General features: G+C 29.8%; 17 protein-coding genes, 1 riboswitch and 1 other annotated feature. Of the genes, 13 read left to right on the plus strand and 4 right to left on the minus strand.

All coding sequences use genetic code 11. The annotated features are described in order from the left end of the window. Positions 1-51 precede the first annotated feature (51 nt). Positions 52-152, plus strand: a riboswitch (TPP riboswitch). A 77-nt stretch (positions 153-229) separates the two neighbouring features. The 4 genes from thiT (at position 230) to alr (ending at position 3,596) form a co-directional block, all read left to right on the plus strand. After that, on the plus strand, positions 230-832 hold the full coding sequence (gene thiT / locus KHQ81_03645) for an energy-coupled thiamine transporter ThiT (GenBank protein ID QVK18817.1): 603 nt from the start codon (positions 230-232) through the stop codon (positions 830-832). Between the two features lie 115 nt (positions 833-947). Continuing rightward, on the plus strand, positions 948-1,574 hold the full coding sequence (locus KHQ81_03650) for a class I SAM-dependent methyltransferase (protein ID QVK18818.1): 627 nt from the start codon (positions 948-950) through the stop codon (positions 1,572-1,574). Positions 1,575-1,624: 50 nt separating this feature from the next. Next, positions 1,625-2,482 (plus strand): 16S rRNA (cytidine(1402)-2'-O)-methyltransferase, encoded by an 858-nt coding sequence (rsmI, locus tag KHQ81_03655; protein QVK18819.1) that lies wholly within the window; start codon positions 1,625-1,627, stop codon positions 2,480-2,482. Positions 2,483-2,537: 55 nt separating this feature from the next. Beyond that, on the plus strand, positions 2,538-3,596 hold the full coding sequence (gene alr, locus KHQ81_03660; protein QVK18820.1) for an alanine racemase: 1,059 nt from the start codon (positions 2,538-2,540) through the stop codon (positions 3,594-3,596). Between the two features lie 70 nt (positions 3,597-3,666). On the opposite strand, the gene KHQ81_03665 is transcribed toward alr, so the two are convergent. Then, positions 3,667-4,248 (minus strand): methyltransferase domain-containing protein, encoded by a 582-nt coding sequence (locus KHQ81_03665; protein ID QVK18821.1) that lies wholly within the window; start codon positions 4,246-4,248, stop codon positions 3,667-3,669. Next, the gene (locus KHQ81_03670; GenBank protein QVK18822.1) at positions 4,238-5,173 is read right to left on the minus strand and encodes a TIGR01212 family radical SAM protein; all 936 of its coding nucleotides are present in this window, start codon (positions 5,171-5,173) and stop codon (positions 4,238-4,240) included. The genes KHQ81_03665 and KHQ81_03670 overlap by 11 nt, the downstream gene beginning before the upstream one ends. Before the next feature lie 120 nt (positions 5,174-5,293). Between KHQ81_03670 and KHQ81_03675 the strand changes: the two genes are divergently transcribed. Together KHQ81_03675 and leuS are read left to right on the plus strand one after the other, a co-directional pair. Then, entirely contained in the window at positions 5,294-6,124 is an 831-nt protein-coding gene (locus KHQ81_03675; protein QVK18823.1) for a DUF1189 family protein, read from the plus strand. Between the two features lie 66 nt (positions 6,125-6,190). Beyond that, positions 6,191-6,405 (plus strand) — a binding site (T-box leader). A 44-nt stretch (positions 6,406-6,449) separates the two neighbouring features. Further along, on the plus strand, positions 6,450-8,888 hold the full coding sequence (leuS, locus tag KHQ81_03680; protein ID QVK18824.1) for a leucine--tRNA ligase: 2,439 nt from the start codon (positions 6,450-6,452) through the stop codon (positions 8,886-8,888). A 47-nt stretch (positions 8,889-8,935) separates the two neighbouring features. On the opposite strand, the gene KHQ81_03685 is transcribed toward leuS, so the two are convergent. Then, positions 8,936-10,423, minus strand: a complete 1,488-nt coding sequence (locus KHQ81_03685; protein QVK18825.1) for a UDP-N-acetylmuramoyl-L-alanyl-D-glutamate--2,6-diaminopimelate ligase — start codon at positions 10,421-10,423, stop codon at positions 8,936-8,938. 179 nt (positions 10,424-10,602) lie between these two features. Then, a complete protein-coding gene (locus KHQ81_03690; protein ID QVK18826.1) occupies positions 10,603-12,300 on the minus strand; it encodes an NFACT family protein in 1,698 nt (565 codons plus the stop codon). A gap of 195 nt (positions 12,301-12,495) precedes the next feature. Here KHQ81_03690 and gmk point away from each other — a divergent pair, with 195 nt between their 5' ends. The 7 genes from gmk (at position 12,496) to KHQ81_03725 (ending at position 19,331) form a co-directional block, all read left to right on the plus strand. After that, positions 12,496-13,116 carry a guanylate kinase gene (gene gmk / locus KHQ81_03695; GenBank protein QVK18827.1) on the plus strand — a complete coding sequence of 207 codons (621 nt, stop codon included), beginning with the start codon at positions 12,496-12,498 and terminating at the stop codon, positions 13,114-13,116. 1 nt (position 13,117) lies between these two features. Next, positions 13,118-13,309 carry a DNA-directed RNA polymerase subunit omega gene (gene rpoZ, locus KHQ81_03700; GenBank protein QVK18828.1) on the plus strand — a complete coding sequence of 64 codons (192 nt, stop codon included), beginning with the start codon at positions 13,118-13,120 and terminating at the stop codon, positions 13,307-13,309. Between the two features lie 72 nt (positions 13,310-13,381). Beyond that, positions 13,382-15,739, plus strand: a complete 2,358-nt coding sequence (gene priA, locus KHQ81_03705; GenBank protein QVK18829.1) for a primosomal protein N' — start codon at positions 13,382-13,384, stop codon at positions 15,737-15,739. A gap of 11 nt (positions 15,740-15,750) precedes the next feature. Beyond that, positions 15,751-16,686: a methionyl-tRNA formyltransferase gene (gene fmt / locus KHQ81_03710; protein QVK18830.1), complete on the plus strand. Its 936-nt coding sequence runs from the start codon at positions 15,751-15,753 to the stop codon at positions 16,684-16,686. Positions 16,687-16,771: 85 nt separating this feature from the next. Continuing rightward, positions 16,772-17,290: a peptidylprolyl isomerase gene (locus KHQ81_03715; protein QVK18831.1), complete on the plus strand. Its 519-nt coding sequence runs from the start codon at positions 16,772-16,774 to the stop codon at positions 17,288-17,290. 16 nt (positions 17,291-17,306) lie between these two features. Then, entirely contained in the window at positions 17,307-18,119 is an 813-nt protein-coding gene (locus KHQ81_03720) for a hypothetical protein (protein ID QVK18832.1), read from the plus strand. Between the two features lie 297 nt (positions 18,120-18,416). Beyond that, positions 18,417-19,331, plus strand: a complete 915-nt coding sequence (locus KHQ81_03725) for a YitT family protein (GenBank protein QVK18833.1) — start codon at positions 18,417-18,419, stop codon at positions 19,329-19,331.

Below are 19,331 nucleotides of genomic sequence, written 5' to 3' on the forward strand. Positions count from 1 at the left end.
ATTATATTGGTTTACATTATTTAGATTTATGTGTATAATAGATACGTACAATTTAATATTCTGGGGAGCTATAAAGCTGAGAGGTTATTGAGTTAACGACCCGTTGAACCTGTCTAGATAATGCTAGCGTAGGGAATACATGTGTGACTTTTTTAAATCTCTTGTATTTCAAGAGATTTTTTATTTAGTCAAGGGTAAAAATAGCTTCCTTAAATTTAAGGAGGAACAAATGAATAAAAATCGTACTGTTTTAATTATTACTGAAATTTCAATTTTAGCAGCGTTTGCTTTAGTGCTAGATTACTTAGCAAATTTTACATCTTTACCTAATGGAGGTTCATTAAGTATCGCAATGGTACCCATTATGGTTATTTCTTTTAGAAGAGGGGTTATTCCTGGACTTGCTACTGGTTTAATTGTTGGTGTAATCCAAGTTATTTGGAGTGGACATGCTTTCCAATTTTTCCAATTCATATTAGATTATCCAGTACCTTATATGCTAGTTGGATTAGCAAGTATTTTTACTTATTTGAATAAAAGAAAGATCAATTATGTATCCTTAATTGTTGGGGCTTTATTCGCAGGTTTTGCTAGATATTGTTCACATGTTTTAGCAGGGGTTGTATTTTGGGGTGCGTATGCTTCTGATCATATTGAAATTGGAGGAAAAACAATTTTCGGATTAAATGTTTTTACCTATTCACTTTTGTACAATGGTATATATATGGTTCCAACCATTATTGTAACTGTTGTTGTTTTAGTTGTCTTATATAAATATGCAAAAAATATATTTGTTTCTGAGGATAATACAGAATCAACACTAGAAGTATAATTAACAGACCCGATTTCGGGTCTTTTTTTTCTTTTATTGACATATTTAAATAATATTAATATAATGAAAATGTAGGTTATAAATGAGGGTTAAATTTATACATAAAGGGGATATTATGAATATTGAATGGGTTAAAAAAGGATTTTATTATGCGAAATTTTATGATTATTGTTTGAAAATAATAATGAATTATGAAGATCTTAAAGATAAAATTTTGGAGCATATTAATGTGAGTGATAAAAGGATTTTGGATGTTCACTGTAAAACAGGAATTATGACATTTAAAATCGCAAGAGAAAGACCATTTGCGCATGTAGTCGGGATGGAAAATAATCATCAGTTTTTGCGTTTACTTAAAAGAAAAAAGAGAGAAAATTATGTAAAAAACATTGAATTCATGAATTTATCTAATATGGATTCATATGAAGAAAAATTTGATGTTATTACCCTTGTTTTTGTTTTAAATGGTTTACCGATTGATGAAATGATCGGTATACTAAAAAAGATTAAATCAATTCTTAAGGTTAATAAAAAATTAATTATTGTTGATTGTACCAAAGCGAAAAATATTGTTTCTCAGTTTCTTATTAATGTTTATCAAAAGATTTTTATAAATAAGAAATTTAAAACATTTATGACATATGATGTAGGTGATTGTTTGAAAGATATTGGATTTAGGTCAATCACGACTGAGGAATATAATGGGATAAAAATGATTAGTTCCATTAATAATGTGGTTTGAAATGGTTAATTAAAGAAATACTAAAAAGAAATACTTGATAGGTGATGAATATGAATATTCAAAAAAGTTTTGAAAAAGATAATGCAAAATTATATTTGGTGGCTACACCAATCGGTAACTTAGGTGATATTACTTTTAGAGCACTTGATACATTAAAGAAGGTAGATTATATTGCTTGTGAAGACACACGGGTTACTATTAAACTCTTAAACTATTACGAAATAAAAAAACCAATGATTAGTTATCATGAACATAATAAGTATGAAGCAGGTATAAACCTCATTAATAAAATTATTGAAGGAAATAATATTGCTTTAGTTAGTGATGCAGGAACACCTTGTATTTCTGACCCTGGATATGAAATGGTTCGTCTAGCGATTGAAAATAATATCGATGTTGTTCCTATTCCTGGGGCGAGCGCAGTGATTAGTGCGCTTATTAGTTCAGGTTTAGCACCACAACCCTTTACTTTCTTTGGGTTTTTAGAACATAAAAAACAATCAAAGAGAAATCAATTAAAAGAGTTAAAATTTCATCCTTATACGATGGTGTTTTATGAGTCACCTCATCGTTTTAAGGAGACCATCGCTTTAATGAGTGAAATATTTGAGGAAAGAAGTTGTGCGATAGTACGTGAAATCTCGAAACGCTATGAGGAAGTGTATCGGGGTTTGATTAATGATGTTAGCTCATATTATGATGAGATTAGGGGAGAAATCGTTATCATTGTTGAGGCTAATACTCATCCACAACATCCAGATAATTCATTATTAGAGATGGGGGTCATTGAACATGTGAATTATTATATGGAAACTGGATTATCAAAAAATGATGCGATTAAAAAGGTTGCTGTTGAAAGAAAAGTAGCTAAAAGGGATGTCTATAACGTATATCATCAACAGAATTAATGCCTTTGGCATTTTTTCTTTTTAAATAAAAATATAGAGTTTGAGGGGATAAAAAATGAATCAATATTGTGATACTTATATTAAAGTTAGTCGTGATGCATTAACTCACAACGCACAGTTTTTTAAACAAATCAGTCAAAAAAAATTGATCGCTGTTATTAAAAGTAATGCATATGGGCATGGATTACTTGAAGTCGCTAATGTTTTAGAAAAAGAAGCGGATCTCTTTGCGGTAGCTTCTTTAGATAGTGCAGTAACTTTGAGGCAAGCTGGTATAAAAATACCGATTCTTGTTTTAAATCCATTAAACCCTGAATATGTTCATCAGGCAGTTAAGAATGACCTAATGGTAACTGTGAGTAATATTCAGGATGTGATGAACGTTCATGATAAACTAAAAGACACTGACAAAATCGTTAAAGTTCATCTTAAAATTGATTCAGGTATGAATCGAATGGGATTAAAAACGAAAGATGCCTATCAAGAAGTACTATCATTTATCAGTAAAAGCGATCATATTAAAGCAATTGGAGTCTATACACATTTTCATACACCTGGTAATAAAGACTATAGTCAAAAACAACAAGATGTGTTTAAGGATATTTTTCATTCAATGCCATATTCTTTTGAATATGTTCATTTATGTAGTACTAACGCTACTTTAAATAGTTGGGACCTAGAAGAATCAACACATGTTCGGATTGGATTAGGATTATATGGTTTATGTGAAAGTAGTGGGGTAATTCCTGCTTTATCGATGTATTCTACTATTATGATTAAGAAAGAAGTACTACCTAATGAAATAGTTGGTTATAATGCTAATTTTGAGGCTGATAAAAATACATGGATAGGGGTATTACCTTGTGGATATAGTGATGGAATTATTAGAAGTAATGTTGGTAGAAAGGTTTATGTTGATGGTCATTATTGTGAAGTTATTGGTTCTGTTTGTATGAATTCAATGATGGTTAAACTTCCACATAATAGCCTCAATCATGAAGTTCAACTTATTGGTCCTCATGTTAATGCGATTGATATTGCGAAATATTTAGATACAATTTCTTATGAAGTAACCACAATTCTACCACCACATATAAAAAGAATCGTAATATAAATTAAAATATAGAACAAAAAAAAGAGGCTATCTTATCTAGGATATCCTCTTTTCATTTCTTACTATTGAACTATGATAATTCTTTAATTTTTTCTATCGCAATAATAAATGGTGCATCATTTATTTGATTGATAAAACGATACATTAAAACTTGATATTGTTTTTGATTTAAGGTTTTAACATAATTAAGTAGTGTCTCTTTTTCTTCTTTACCTTCAGGATGACCAGAATAAATAACTAATATGATAATGCCATTTAGTTTTAATAGCAATAAAAGTTCTTGAATGGCTATTATGGTTGTTTCTTTTTTTGTTGTGATGGATTTATCACCATGAGGAAGATATCCTAAATTAAAAATAGCACTTGCTATTTGTCCATGATATTTTAAGGGAATTGTTTTTTTAAGCTGTTCATGACCGATTTGGAAAAGAGAAACATTTTGACAGTTATTTTCACCCAGTAATTTTTTTGTTTGATTGATGGCTTGTTCTTGGATATCAAAACCAAATACATGGCCATTCTCTTTTACTAATTGTGATAAAAATAATGTATCATTCCCATTTCCTACTGTTGCATCGATTACTAGGTCGCCTTCACCTGTACAAGATTTTATGAGTGTTTTAGAATATCTTAATATCCTTTCAAGATTCATGATAACACCGTCCTTGATATGTCTTTCTTACTTTAAGTTCATGATCAATTGCGTTGAGTACTTCCCATTTTTTTAGACTCCACATAGGTCCTATTAAATCCTCTCTGACAGCATCCCCTGTTAAACGGTGAATGACAACATGTGGTGGGATTAATTCTAGTTGTTTGACAACTGTATCAACATAGGCTTCCTTGGTCATAAGTGGAAATGGATTGATTAAATAATCTTTTCCCATTTTGGTATTTTTAATTACATGAAGTAAATGTATTTTAATCCCTTGTATATCTAATTTAACGAGTTCTTTTACAGTTTCTAACATTTCATCTTGGGTTTCATAGGGGAGTCCATTTATGATATGGACGATTACTTCAATATTATGTTTCCGTAATTTTTTTACTCCTTCTACAAATGTATGGTAATCATGGCCTCTGTTTATTAATTTGGAAGTTTTGTCGTGAATGGTTTGTAAGCCTAATTCGACAAATAACTTCGTTTTTTGATTTAACTCAGCTAAATAGTCTACAATATCGTCCTCTAAACAATCAGGACGAGTTGAAATAGCTAAACCAACAATGTCAGGATGGTAGTTTAGGACAAGTTCAAACTTCTTTCTTAACTCAGAAACAGGTGCATAAGTATTGGTGTTTGCTTGAAAATAAGCAATATATTTGGCTTCAGGCCATTTTTTATGCATCATCTCTTTAATTATGTCAAATTGAGATAAGAGATTATCATGCTTATCTCCTGCATAATCACCACTTCCTAAAGGAGAACAATAGGTACATCCTCCATATCCAGATTTACCTGTTTTATTTGGACAGGTAAAATTCGCATTTAATGAAACTTTAAATACTTTTTGTTGAAATCTATTTTTATAATATTCACTTAAACTGTAATATCTTTTTTGTTTATAGATTAAATTCATATTATCACCTTTATCTATTCTATCATAAAAGTAAAAATTTTGTTTATTTTTGTAGATAATGTTTAAAAAAATATAAAAAAGCGTTAAAATAGTAATAGTAATCTTAGAGGTGGTACATTTATGACAGAAAAATTAAATAAAATATTATTTCACCCATCAACATTAAATCAATTTAAACACACCCATCTTTTAAAAGTTCTCCTATATTTATTAATATTATCGTTATTTTCTATTATTGTACCGATTATCGATAGGATAAAAAGTCCTGAATTAACAATAGCGGATAAATCACAAGTAGAAATTCTATATGGTTTTAATTTTGATAACGCAAAGGATTTACCTGATTGTTCATTGAATAATGGGACATATACTTGTGAAGATGAGGCATCAGAGACCAAAGAAATTGGGGTTGTTTTGAATTTGTTTAATATCGTCTCAGATGTAGATGATACGATGGGTCATTCAAATTATTATTATACGGTAAAATTAACTGAAAAAAACATAAAAATCAAAGATAGATTTGGTACAGAAGTCATTATTAATTATAAAGACACACCAAGTAAGTGGCAAAGTTTCGATTTTAAAGAAATTAAAGCATCTAATAATCCAAGTGATAGTTTATTCCTTTTATTTATCCGTGGGTTTAATCAAATACTAGTTAAATTAACACCAATTATTTTAGCAATTAATATAACATTTTCATTTATAATAAAATCACTTGAAATTTTATTATATAGTTTATTATTTTATTTGTTTTATAAACGTTTTCAATTTAAATTTATAGAATTATTTAAGATAACTATCTTTGCACATACCTTACCAGTAACTATTGGAGTTATATTAGATTTACTTCAATTTAATGTCGTTAATACTTTTATGATACCAACATTAACCTTTATTTATGTTTATATCGCTATCTATTCATCTCTACCAAAAAACAAAGAATTTTAAATATTTACTTTTTGTAAAAAAATATTGCATAAACTTAGTAATAATTATATAATATAATATATGTAATGAAAGACGATGAATTGGAGTAGTAACAATTACTTTTCAACTAGAGACTGACTGGTTGGTGGAAAGTCAGGGAAAGAATTGCGAACTAGCCATGGAGTTATATATGCCAACGATTAAGTTCTAGTAGTGTATATCGTTTTACTTGCGTTAAAAGTAATCGAGTGGTGAGATTTTCTCACAACTAGGGTGGTACCACGTTTATAAGCGTCCTTAGAATATAAGGGCGTTTTTTTATATTAAAATTTAGGAGGTATAAAAAATGACTTATCATCATAAAAAAGTCGAGAAGAAATGGCAAGATTATTGGATTAATAACAAAACATTCAAAACCAGAGATGATGCAGAAAAAGAAAAATTTTATTGCTTAGATATGTTTCCATATCCATCAGGAGCAGGGCTACATGTAGGCCATCCTGAAGGATATACAGCAACTGATATTGTGTCACGCATGAAAAGAATGCAAGGATATAATGTTTTACATCCTATGGGGTGGGATGCATTTGGCTTACCAGCTGAACAATATGCGATAAAGACAGGAAATGATCCAAGAGAATTTACGACGCAAAATACTGACAATTTTCGTCGTCAAATTCAATCATTAGGATTAAGTTATGATTGGGATAAAGAGTTAAATACGACGGATCCTCAATTTTTTAAAACAACACAGTATATTTTCACTTTACTTTTTAAAAAAGGATTAGCAGAAATTAGAGAAGAGAATGTCAATTGGTGTGAAGAATTAGGAACCGTATTAGCTAATGAAGAAGTATTAAATGATAATGGCATTATGGTATCTGAAGTTGGTGGATTCCCTGTTGTGAAACGTCCAATGAAACAATGGGTGTTAAAAATAACTAAATATGCTGATCGTTTGCTAGAAGATTTAGATACATTAGATTGGCCTAATGGACTTAAAGAAATGCAGCGTAATTGGATTGGAAAAAGCGTTGGAGCTAAAATCCTCTTTAAGGTAAATAATTATGATTTAGATATCGAAGTTTTTACAACAAGAGCAGATACTCTATTTGGGGCATCTTATGTTGTCTTATCGCCAGAACATCCATTTGTAAAAGAGATTACAACAGATGAAAATAAGTTAGCTGTAGAAGAATATATTGCTACTTCAAAAGCAAAAACTGAGTTAGAAAGAACCGAATTGAATAAAGAAAAAACGGGTGTATTCACTGGTGGTTATGCAATTCATCCCGTTACGAAAGAATTACTTCCAATATGGATTGGTGATTATGTGCTTATTAGTTATGGAACAGGTGCAGTTATGGCAGTACCTGGACATGATGAAAGAGATTATGAATTTGCTAAAAAATACGATTTACCAATTATTCAAGTCGTAAAAGGTGATATATCAAAAAAAGCATACACAGGTGATGATGAACACATTAATTCTTCATTCCTTAATGGTTTACATAATGAAGAAGCAATCGCTAAAATGATTGAGTATTTAGAAGAACATAACTTAGGTGCAAAAAAGATCAATTATAAATTAAGAGATTGGTTGTTTAGTCGTCAACGTTATTGGGGAGAACCATTCCCAGTGATTCATTGGGAAGATGGAACCATAACCGTGTTAGATGAAAGTGAATTACCACTTGCTTTACCTGAAGTAAGTAACTTTAAACCTTCAAATACAGGTGAGAGTCCACTTGCTAAAGCAACTGATTGGTTAGATGTCGTAAGAGAAGATGGCGTTAAAGGCCGACGAGAAACCAATACAATGCCACAGTGGGCAGGAAGTTGTTGGTATTATATAGGATATATTTTAAATCAAGGGGATGGAAGTTTCCTTCCATTAGCTAGTGAAGAAGCGAAAAAACGCCTAGAAAAATGGTTGCCAGTTGATCTATATGTAGGTGGAGCTGAGCATGCTGTTGGTCATTTGCTTTATGCAAGATTTTGGCATAAAGTGTTATATGATTGTGGACTTCTTCATAATAAAGAACCATTCCAAAAGCTATTTAATCAAGGGATGATTTTAGGTGAAAACAATGAGAAGATGAGCAAATCAAGAGGAAATGTGATTAACCCTGATGATATCGTTCTATCTCATGGAGCAGATAGTTTACGCATTTACGAAATGTTTATGGGTCCACTCGATGCTAGTAAACCATGGAGTACAACAGGTCTTGATGGAGCAAGACGTTTCTTAGAAAGAGTATGGCGTTTATTTGTGACAGAAGAAAATACTCAATCAAGTCATATCATTGATAAAGAAAATGATAAGTTAACGCGAATTTACCATCAAACCGTAAAAAAAGTTACTGAAGATTATGAAACTCTAAACTTTAATACAGCAATATCTCAAATGATGATTTTTGTGAATGAGGCGTATAAAGCTGAATATATGCCACGTGAATATGCTTTAGGATTTATAAAACTATTGAATCCAATTGCACCACATATTACAGAAGAAATTTGGTCAATATTAGGTAATCATGACACAATCAGTTATGAAGCATGGCCAACTTATGATGAAACAAAATTGGTTGCAGAAACGATTGAAATCGCGGTTCAAATTAATGGAAAATTAAGAGATAGAATTCATGTAACACCTGATACTATAGAAGAAGAGGTAAAAGCCTTAGCTTTAAGTCAAGAAAATGTGATAAGACATACAGAAAATAAACAAATTCGTAAAGTCATTTATGTTAAAAATAAAATCGTCAATATTGTAGTAAGTTAGTTATATCAAAAAAAAGCACACTTTTTAGTGTGTTTTTTAATTAATTTCTACATATTGGCAATACTATAAATGTATTGTTCCTGATATTTATCTTGAAGATAATTTTCGACAATATCAATATCATTATGTTCAATAATATAACCATTAAAAATTTCATATTTTTCATTTCCTTTTCCAGTGATAACAACAATATCATCGTGTGTGGCCATTTCTAACGCTTTTATGATTGCTTTTTTACGATTAGGAATAACACTAACTTTAAACACATTCTTAATTCCTTTAGTTATATCGGAAATGATGTCAAGTGTATCTTCGCTTTTTGGATCTTCACTTGTCAAAATAATATTTGAAGCATAAGCATCAACGACTTTACCCATTAATGGGCGTTTTGATTGATCTCGTTCACCTGCACTTCCAAAAACTACCGTTAAGTTTTTACCCTTTACTTGACTAATATTAGACAGCAAACTGTTTAAAGCATTTGGTGTATGTGCAAAATCAATTATGACAGGAAATGGTTGTCCACAATTGACAATATGCATTCTACCATCAATTTCTTGAAGCGACTGAAGTTTTGGTATCATATTATCAAGAGAAAATCCTAAGGCATGGCAGGTTGCTAAAGCAGCGGTTACATTATATACATTATAATCACCAAAAAGGTTTAAACGTATATTTTTGTAAATTTCATCCTTTAGGATTAAATCAAATGTTGTTTCTTTAAAAGTTGTTTTGGTATGACTAATACGAAAGTCACTATCAACATGTTTACCATAAGTAAGGACCTTTGCTTTTGTTTCAGTCATAATTTTAGAGGCATATGGCTCACTATCTAAATTAACCACAGCATAACTTTCTTCACTAAGCATTTGAAATAATTTTAATTTTGATAGAAAATAATTTTCAATGGTTTTATGATAGTCAAGATGTTCGTGTGTTAAGTTGGTAAAAACCGCAACTTTAAATTTAAGGTAATCAACACGATGTAGATCTAAACCCTGACTTGAAACTTCAAGAGTTGCATAAGGTATTTTTTTCTTAAGGACTTCAGATAAAAATTGTTGAAGTATATTTGGTTTAGGAGTCGTTAATGAATTTTTTAATTGGATTTGTTGAAACATAAATCCATTTGTGCCAATATAAGCGCAAGATTTAAAGTTATCAATTAATTGTTTAATAATAAGCGCGGTCGTTGTTTTTCCATCTGTCCCAGTTATTCCTATTAAATCTAAGTGATGGGTTGGATTTTCAAAAAAATTAGCACAAATTAAAGGTAATACGCTTAAAGTATCAGAAACAATCACATAAGGAATATCAGTTTTAATCTGTTTATTCGCTATTATTAATATAGGTTTGATAGTAAATGTATGTAGGAGTTCATGACTATCAAACTTATTCCCTTTTATGCAAATAAAGCAAGAATGTTCTTTTACATCAAATGTATTTTCTGTTAAGTATTCTATGTTTATAAAATCATGGTAATTATCACTTCGATATAATATTTCTACATTTCTTAATACATCCTTACTAAGCACTTTTCTCCCTCCATTACATTTTAAGTCATTCATTATTTATTATGTTGACTTCGTTTAAAATTAAAAGTAAGATGGAGAAAAATTAATTGTTAAATATTTTATATTTTGGAAACAAAAAAAATAATGAGATATTACTATATAATTTAGTAATTACTCATTATTACAATTGGTAATTTTTTCTATTTTAATTTATTCTTTAATGCATGTATCATATCTTCATCAGGATCAATAAAAATAGTTTTTTGATTATCATAAGTCACGAGACCTAGTTTAGATCCAGGAATCTTTTTCACATTTTTTACTAGAGTATAGTCTACTGGTACACTTGATGATAACTTCCCTTTTGAGTAATAAGCAGCAAGAGACGCTGCTGTTCGAATGACTTTTTCAGATAAGTCTTGTACAGGTCGAATAATCACATGTGCTCCTGGCATATCTTTTACATGCATAAAATAGTCATTTTTATGCGCTAATTTATGGGTGATATATTCATTTTGTAAATTATTTTTTCCAACAAATATTTGCGCGTCATCAACCATGTAAGTCTCATATTGTGGTTTCTTACTTTTCTTTTGTTTAGAAGCATAGCGTTTTAAGTATCGACCTTCTACTAATTCTTGTCTGATTTCTATCGCATCGTTTAATGAAGCAACTTTTATTTGTTCAAGTAAGGTATCAAAATAATTTATCTCTTGTTTGGTTAAATCCATTTGTTCATGTAGATGGCTAAATGCCTTTTTGGATTTTTGATACTTTGTAAAGTATTTTTGAGAATTTTCAATAGGTGTTAATAATGGATCAAGTTCAATGGTGACTTCCTTGTTCGTTTCATAATTAAAAGCAGTAAATGATGTCATTCCCTTTGTTAATTGATATGAATTAGAGATAATTAACTCACCAAAGACCTTATATTTTATCGCCTCTTTAGCCATTAATAAGTCCGTTTCTAAGTTATTTAATTTATTTTTATTTTTTTCAAGTTCATTTTTAATGAATTTTTCTAAATCTTGTGTTTGTTGTTTGATACGCTCATGATTTTCTTTATTAAAGTAGAAACGATCAAGCATTTTACCTATAGATGTAAAAGATTTAATCTCACCTTCCATTTGTTTTAATGGCAAGAGATAAAAATAAGCTTTTTTAGGGGTATAAAGGATAGATGGATTTAAATTTTGTTTTAATTCATTGATAAAGGATAAGTAAGAAAGATATAAACCTTCTTCATTAAAAAAAGAAGTTCTATGTAATAATTCCTTTGCACATAAGGGACTAAGTCCTTCAAAATATTGAACGAGTTGTTTATTTAAATTTGTGTCTAAATAATTAAATTGCGAAAAGTTTTCTTTCTCTGCTTCAAAAAAATTGACTTTATCATGTCCAGGAGGGTAGATATAAGCTGCCCCTGGTTGCAAGGTTCTGAAACTATTAAGAAATGGTGAAATATGTTTAATAGAATCTAGGATGATGTTTGTTTTCTCCTTGACTAAAACAATATTTGAATGTTTACCCATTACTTCAACAATTAAAAGTTTAACATCTTTGTCGCCTATCTCATTCATATGTTCTATATGAAATACGACAACACGATCATTGTCTTTTTGATAGATGTCATTAATTATTCCACCTTCTAAATGTTTACGTAAAAGCATACAAAACATAGGCGGTTCTTGTGGATAAGGATAATCTGATTCTGTAATATGTAAACGGGCATAATTGGGATGAATTGATATTAATAATTTTTGTGTTTTTTGATTCGCTCGTATGACTACGATAAGTTCATAGTTAGATACTTGATAAATTTTATTAATTCGTCCTTTTAATAGATTGGTTTTTAATTCTCTTACCATATAATGTGTAAATATACCATCAAAGGCCATTTTGCATCACTCTTTCATTATTTAAAACTATAATATATTATTTTAACATGTTTTTTAACGAAATATCAGTGTAATAGTCGACAAAATTAAAATAATTAATAAAAATAACTTAAAGTACTTAAAAAAGTACTTAAAAAGTGTTATTATTATATAATAAAAATAAATACGATGTGCAATCTGAAGGGATGAATGGCTATGAAGCTTAATGAAAGAGGACTTTTAATTGTGATTTCTGGTCCATCGGGCGTAGGAAAAGGCACTGTTAGAAAAGCACTTTTTGAGAGAGAAAAACATAACCTCGAGTATTCAGTGTCAATGACGACAAGAGTTCCACGTCATGGTGAAACTGGTGGAATAGATTACTTTTTTGTAACAAAAGAACAATTTGAACATAAGATCCAAGCTGGAGGACTTTTAGAATATGCTGAATTTGTAGGCAATTATTATGGGACACCAATGGACTATGTTGAAAACCGATTGGACCAAGGAAAAGAAGTGGTACTTGAAATAGAGGTACAAGGTGCAATGCAGGTACGTGAAAGAATGCCTGATGCGGTATTTATATTTATTGCACCACCGTCAAGACAAGCCTTAAGAGATCGGATTACAAAACGAGCAACAGAACCAGAAGCAATCATTAATAAGCGAATGGCCAAGGCAGAACGAGAGTTTGGTATGGCACATAAATATGATTATATAGTGGTAAATGATACAGTGGAAAACGCTGCTGATAGAATTATGGCAATTATTCGTGCTGAACATGCCAAAACAGAAAGAACCATTCATAAATACATGAAAATATTGGAGGTGGAATAAAATGAGATATCCTTCGATTGATAAATTATTAAAAATTGTGGACTCAAAATATAAATTAGTCCTTTTATCATCTAAGAGAGCAAAATCTATTGAACAAGGCTCACCAGAACAAATTGAAGACCTTAAATGTTATAAACCAGTGGGAATTGCTTTAGAGGAAATCCTTGAAGATAAATTAAACATAAAATATTAAATCCTTGAAAGTTTTTAAAAAAACCATTCAAGGTTTTTTTTAAGATTTTTTATGATAAGGGGAGCGATTAATTTGATTGCTGAAGTTATTGTAGATGTAAAAGTAAAAAATTTGAATAGACCTTTTAGTTATAGTGTCCCCTCTTATTTTGAAGAGGTTATTGAAATAGGGATGCGTGTTAAAGTTCCCTTTGGATCAAGAGAAATATTAGGATTTGTGGTTGATTTAAAGGATGAAAGTCATTATACTGAACAATTGAAACCAATAATTGATATATTAGATATTACGCCTTCTTTAACGGATGAATTGTTAGTATTAGCCAAACAGATGAGTCAAGAAACTTCTAGTTTTTTAATTAACTGTATTCAAGCAATGTTACCCACTGCGATTAAGGCTAAATATATGAAGAAGGTAGTGAAACTTAAAGAAGAGATAAACCCGAAATTAAATCACTACTTTAGCATTAAAAATGAAATAGTTTTTGATAAGATTATTAAAAATGATTATCATTTAATTAAGAAAGCAATCATGAACCATGAATTAGATATCATATATGAAGTGAAAGATAAACTAAATATTAAATATGAAGCTTATCTTACTTTAATTGATGAGAAGAAAGTCACCGGGAAAAAACAACAAGAAGTGATTGATTATTTAAAATCACAAAAAGAAAAAGTGAAAAAAAGTTTTTTGATGAAGCAATTAAAGGTTACTTCTTCTACAATTAAATCATTAATTAATAAGAAAATAATTAAAGAAACAAGTGAAGAAATATATCGTAATCCCTATGAAGTTGATGAGTTCGATACATTGGTTAAACATACTTTAAATAAGGAGCAACAAGAAGCCTTTAGTTCTATTATAGAAAGTGTTAATAATCAAAGTGAAGATATCTTTTTACTTCATGGGGTAACAGGTTCTGGAAAAACAGAAGTCTATTTAAATGCGATTGAAGAAGTGATTGCTTTAGGGAAAGAAGCGATTATGTTAGTTCCTGAAATTTCTTTAACCCCTCAAATCGTCCGTCTATTTAAGTTACGGTTTGGACAGCATGTAGCTGTTTTACATAGTGGATTATCAATCGGTGAAAAATATGATGAATGGAGAAGAATTCGTAAACAAGAAGTAAAAGTAGTTGTTGGGGCTAGGTCCGCAGTTTTTGCACCATTTACTAATTTAGGGATTATTATCATTGATGAAGAACATGAATCTACTTATAAGCAAAGTGAAATTCCTAAATATCATGCGATTGAGATTGCGAAACTACGAGCAAAAAAATATCAGGCTACACTAGTTCTAGGTAGTGCAACCCCTTCATTAGAATCCTATGCAAGAGCAATAAAAAAAGTTTATAGATTACTTGAATTAACAAAACGTGCTACTTTAATGGAAATGCCTAAAACGACTATAGTCAATATGTCAGATGAGTTTAAATCAGGAAACTTAAGTATTATCTCTAAGACATTAGAAGAAGCAATTCTAGATCGAATCGCTAAAAATGAACAGATTATTTTATTACTAAATAGAAGAGGTTATGATAATTTCTTAATGTGTCGTAGTTGCGGTTATACAGTCACTTGCCAAAATTGTGACATTTCCTTAACCTATCATAAATTTAATAATCGACTGAAATGTCATTATTGTGGGTATGAACAAAAAATCCCTACAGAATGTCCACAATGTAGGAGTTCTCATTTAAAAGGATTTGGTTATGGAACACAGAAAGTTGAAGAAATTATTTTAAAGCAATTTCCGATGATTCGATTAATTCGCATGGATAATGATACTACTTCAAATAAAGGTGATCACGAACGTTTATTAACTGCGTTTAAAAATAAAGAAGCAGATATTTTATTAGGAACACAAATGATTGCGAAAGGGTTAGATTTTGAAGACGTGACATTAGTTGGCGTTTTATCAGCCGATACTGTTTTAAAATTACCAGATTATAAGGCTAGTGAAAAAACGTTTCAACTGTTAACACAAGTATCCGGTCGAGCAGGTCGTCATAAAGAAAATAGTGATGTTATTATACAAACCTATAATCCAAATCATTATGCGATTATTTTAGCTGCAGGTAACCATTATAAAGCATTTTTTAATCAAGAAATGAAAATAAGAAAAATGGGGAAGTATATACCCTATTACTTTATGGCACAAATTGTAGTAACAGATGAAGTATTTCAAGAGACTTTAAAAGAAGCAAATAAGATTGTGAATTATTTGAAAAATCATTTGTCAAGTGAATGCCTATTACTAGGTCCAGTCATTCCGCAAATCAAACGGTTAAATAACCTTTATTCATCACAAATTATTGTAAAATATAAAAAAGAACCACAAATAGAAGCAGTATTAGAAAGCTTAATTGTGTCTTATCAAGATAAATCAGTCAACGTGATCGTTGACCGTTACCCAAACTTTTTATTATAGGAGGATTTTACATGAAAATTGTTTTTATGGGAACACCAGAATTTTCTATAAATGTCTTACAAGCTTTAATTGATAGTGAGCATGATGTAGTAGGGGTTGTCACACAACCTGATCGTTTCGTGGGGAGAAAAAAAATATTAACCCCACCTCCGATTAAAGCATTAGCACTTAACTATCAGATTCCAGTGTTTCAACCTGAAAAAATAAAAGAAGATTATCAACAAATTATTTTATGGAAGCCAGATCTTATTATAACTTGTGCTTATGGTCAAATTATTCCTAAAGCATTATTAGATTTCCCACCATATAAGGCAATCAATGTACATGCCTCTTTATTACCTAAATATCGTGGGGGAGCCCCAATTCATCAAGCAATCATTGATGGTTGTCAGAAAACAGGGGTAACCATAATGTATATGGATGTAAAAATGGATGAGGGGGATATCATAAGCCAAGAAGAAGTTGTGATTGAAAAAAACGATAATGTTGGGACGATGCATCAGAAATTAAGTGTTGTGGGAGCGAAATTATTGATGGAGTCACTACCAAGTATTTTTAGCGGGACTAATCAAAGATTAAAACAAAATCCACATGAAGCCACCTACGCTTCGAATATTAAACCTCAAGATGAACTAATTGATTGGAATAACGATGGTGAAGCCATTTATAATCAAGTTAGAGGACTTAATCCATGGCCAGGGGCTTATACAATGCTAGACCATAAACGGGTTAAAATTTATGATTGCGAAGTAGTCCAAGGTAAACAGCATCAATCTTCAGGTGAAATTATTCAAATAAATAAAAACACGATTATAATCACAACTGGTAATGAAACTTGTATTAAGGTGAATGAAGTTCAATTAGCAGGTAAAAAGCGTCAGTTAATGAAAGATGTTTTAAATGGGCATCATCCATTTGAAATTGGAAAGATTTTTACCTTAGTTTAGTATTTTAATAAAAAAAGGTTGAATTACCTATGGAAATTTTATTATAATAGGAATGTAAGTTAAAAAATAAATGAAGGTGATAATAATGAATAACCCAATTGTGACAATTGAAATGGAGTCTCAAGAAACAATCAAAATAGAGTTATATCCTGATATAGCGCCTAACACAGTCAATAATTTTATTAGTTTAATTCAAAAAGAGTTTTATAATGGTCTTATTTTCCATCGTGTTATTGAAGGTTTTATGATTCAAGGTGGATGTCCACTTAAAAATGGAACAGGAGGACCTGGGTATCAGATTAAAGGTGAATTTAAATCTAATGGAGTTAATAATGAGTTAAAACATACACCTGGTGTAATATCTATGGCAAGAGCATATCATCCTGATTCTGCAGGAAGTCAGTTTTTTATTATGCATAAAAATTCTCCTCATTTAGATGGTCAATATGCTGCATTTGGAAAAGTTATTGAAGGTATGGATGTTGTTGAGAAAATCGCAACAACAAAAACAGATGGAAGTGATCGTCCATTAACTCAACAAGTCATGAAACAAGTAAGCGTTGATACCTTTGGAGTAGACTACCAAGAACCGGCTACTTTATAGTGACATAGGAGAAGATATGAAAAAAGACATATTAATCAAAATAGGAGTTGCTGTTTCCTTAGTTCTTGTTTTTCTTATTATTATTTTTTCTGTAATAGAATCTAATAAAAAAGAAGAAAAAAATGAATTATCTGATTTTAGTGAAGCAAGAACAGTAAAGAAAACACAAGCCTATAGTAAGTATTATAATGGGGAAATCATTCTTGAAAAAGAAAATGAGTATCATGAAAATGATGCAATATATATCTTAACAGCAACGACGATATATGCTAAATATATTTTAAATGAAGAAGATGTTAAAATTTTAAAAACTGATGATCTTCATTTAAATTTATCATTAGATTCAAATTTACGATACTTTAATTATCAATTTAACTATTATTATGTTAAAGTAGCTGATATAAAACGTTTTGAAGAATTATTTAATACGAAAGATGCAGAAGGACTTGATTGGGATATAATTGTTAATCCAGTTATTTTCAAGACATTTTTTACATCATCCATTGAGAATAATTTTTTAAATAAAAATGAATATGATAATAATAATGAATTAATGTTTGTTGGACTTATGCAAAGTCTAGATTACAATAAAGATTATCATTTAACACTAATCGATATGGATAGTAATCAGGAACTATTAAATCAACCACTAACTGATGAACAAATCAGTCAATTAAGAAGAGATAATATTCGTGTTGAAATAGATATGGCAAATATTGTTAATCTTTATGAAAATAAACCATATAAACATCAATTTAAAATTGTTTTATTAGAAAATGATGAAGAGATATTCTCTAAACCATTTAATTTATATGTAACTAGTTATTAAAGAGACAAATGTCTCTTTTTTTCTATATATAATTTGTTTATATCATCAAATTTAGTAATTAATTTTTAGTAATGATTTTAGGCAATATTTATCGTAAATTGCTTTTAATATTTGTTTTTAATTTAGAAAAAAAATGTTATAATGAAAATACTAAAAATGGTAATAAGTATCCGCGAACAATGAGTATAGTGCTGGATCATTTTGGATGTGATGTTGTTTTAATTAAAGGAAGTTAATAAAAAATTTAATTAATTGGGTATACTATAATAAGTTTATTATGCATCTAGAGGTGGTAAAATGAAAAATTTCATTAACAGAATTTTTAAGTACAAGGACAATAAAAAAATACTGAATATATTTATTTGCATTTTGGGGTCTGTTTTATATACTATTGGGATAAAATGGTTTATTATTCCTGCACATCTAAAAACAGGTGGTTTTACAGGAATGGCTCAAATTATCTATGGCTTTATAAGTGATGCATTTGATGGAGTAGTTCCTAATGATGTTGGGGTCAGTATTCTTTGGTTTATTTTAAATATTCCTGTATTTTTCTTAGGTTTTAAAACATTAGGAAGACGGTTTGCTTTATTAAGTTTTCTTTCTGTAATCTGTGGGATGTTAACATTAGCATTACTTCCTGTACCTGAAGAATTAATTAAAGAGAAATTTTTTGATGAGTTAATGTTAAGTGCGATTATCGGTGGTGTTATTACTGGTCTAGGAGTTGGGATAACCTTAAAGGTAGGATCTTCAACGGGTGGAATGGATATTATTAGTCAATATTTATCTTTTAAACGTGACCGTTCTTTTGGTCAATATTCATTCTACTTAAATGCGATTATTATCACAATTGTAGGTATAACAGATTCTTGGGTTCTTGCTTTATACACGATTATTAATCTATTTATTTCAATTATAGTGATTGATAAAATTCATACACGTCATAATAAATTAACATTAATGATTGTAACAGACTATAAAGATGAGATGATTGCAGCCATCCACAAACGGATTTATCGTGGGATTACTGTTATTCCAGCGATGGGTGCTTATCATCGGAAAGATAAATCTGTTTTATTTATGGTTGTATCTAGTTATGAATTATATAATGTTGTTGCAACCATAAAAGATGTTGATGAAAAAGCATTTACTAATGTGATAAAGAGCCAGATGGTATTTGGTAATTTTGTAAAACAAAAAATTGGTTAA

Source organism: Mycoplasmatota bacterium (genome assembly GCA_018394295.1).
Classification (GTDB): Bacteria; Bacillota_I; Bacilli_A; order Haloplasmatales; family Haloplasmataceae; genus JAENYC01.

What these genes read in the sequence shown, in the direction of transcription:
- thiT (QVK18817.1), top strand. Translation starts at nt 230, where the DNA reads ATGAATAAAAATCGTACTGTTTTAATTATTACTGAAATTTCAATTTTA.
- KHQ81_03650 (QVK18818.1), top strand. Translation starts at nt 948, where the DNA reads ATGAATATTGAATGGGTTAAAAAAGGATTTTATTATGCGAAATTTTAT.
- rsmI (QVK18819.1), top strand. Translation starts at nt 1,625, where the DNA reads ATGAATATTCAAAAAAGTTTTGAAAAAGATAATGCAAAATTATATTTG.
- alr (QVK18820.1), top strand. Translation starts at nt 2,538, where the DNA reads ATGAATCAATATTGTGATACTTATATTAAAGTTAGTCGTGATGCATTA.
- KHQ81_03665 (QVK18821.1), bottom strand. Translation starts at nt 4,248, where the DNA reads ATGAATCTTGAAAGGATATTAAGATATTCTAAAACACTCATAAAATCT.
- KHQ81_03670 (QVK18822.1), bottom strand. Translation starts at nt 5,173, where the DNA reads ATGAATTTAATCTATAAACAAAAAAGATATTACAGTTTAAGTGAATAT.
- KHQ81_03675 (QVK18823.1), top strand. Translation starts at nt 5,294, where the DNA reads ATGACAGAAAAATTAAATAAAATATTATTTCACCCATCAACATTAAAT.
- leuS (QVK18824.1), top strand. Translation starts at nt 6,450, where the DNA reads ATGACTTATCATCATAAAAAAGTCGAGAAGAAATGGCAAGATTATTGG.
- KHQ81_03690 (QVK18826.1), bottom strand. Translation starts at nt 12,300, where the DNA reads ATGGCCTTTGATGGTATATTTACACATTATATGGTAAGAGAATTAAAA.
- gmk (QVK18827.1), top strand. Translation starts at nt 12,496, where the DNA reads ATGAAGCTTAATGAAAGAGGACTTTTAATTGTGATTTCTGGTCCATCG.
- rpoZ (QVK18828.1), top strand. Translation starts at nt 13,118, where the DNA reads ATGAGATATCCTTCGATTGATAAATTATTAAAAATTGTGGACTCAAAA.
- fmt (QVK18830.1), top strand. Translation starts at nt 15,751, where the DNA reads ATGAAAATTGTTTTTATGGGAACACCAGAATTTTCTATAAATGTCTTA.
- KHQ81_03715 (QVK18831.1), top strand. Translation starts at nt 16,772, where the DNA reads ATGAATAACCCAATTGTGACAATTGAAATGGAGTCTCAAGAAACAATC.
- KHQ81_03720 (QVK18832.1), top strand. Translation starts at nt 17,307, where the DNA reads ATGAAAAAAGACATATTAATCAAAATAGGAGTTGCTGTTTCCTTAGTT.
- KHQ81_03725 (QVK18833.1), top strand. Translation starts at nt 18,417, where the DNA reads ATGAAAAATTTCATTAACAGAATTTTTAAGTACAAGGACAATAAAAAA.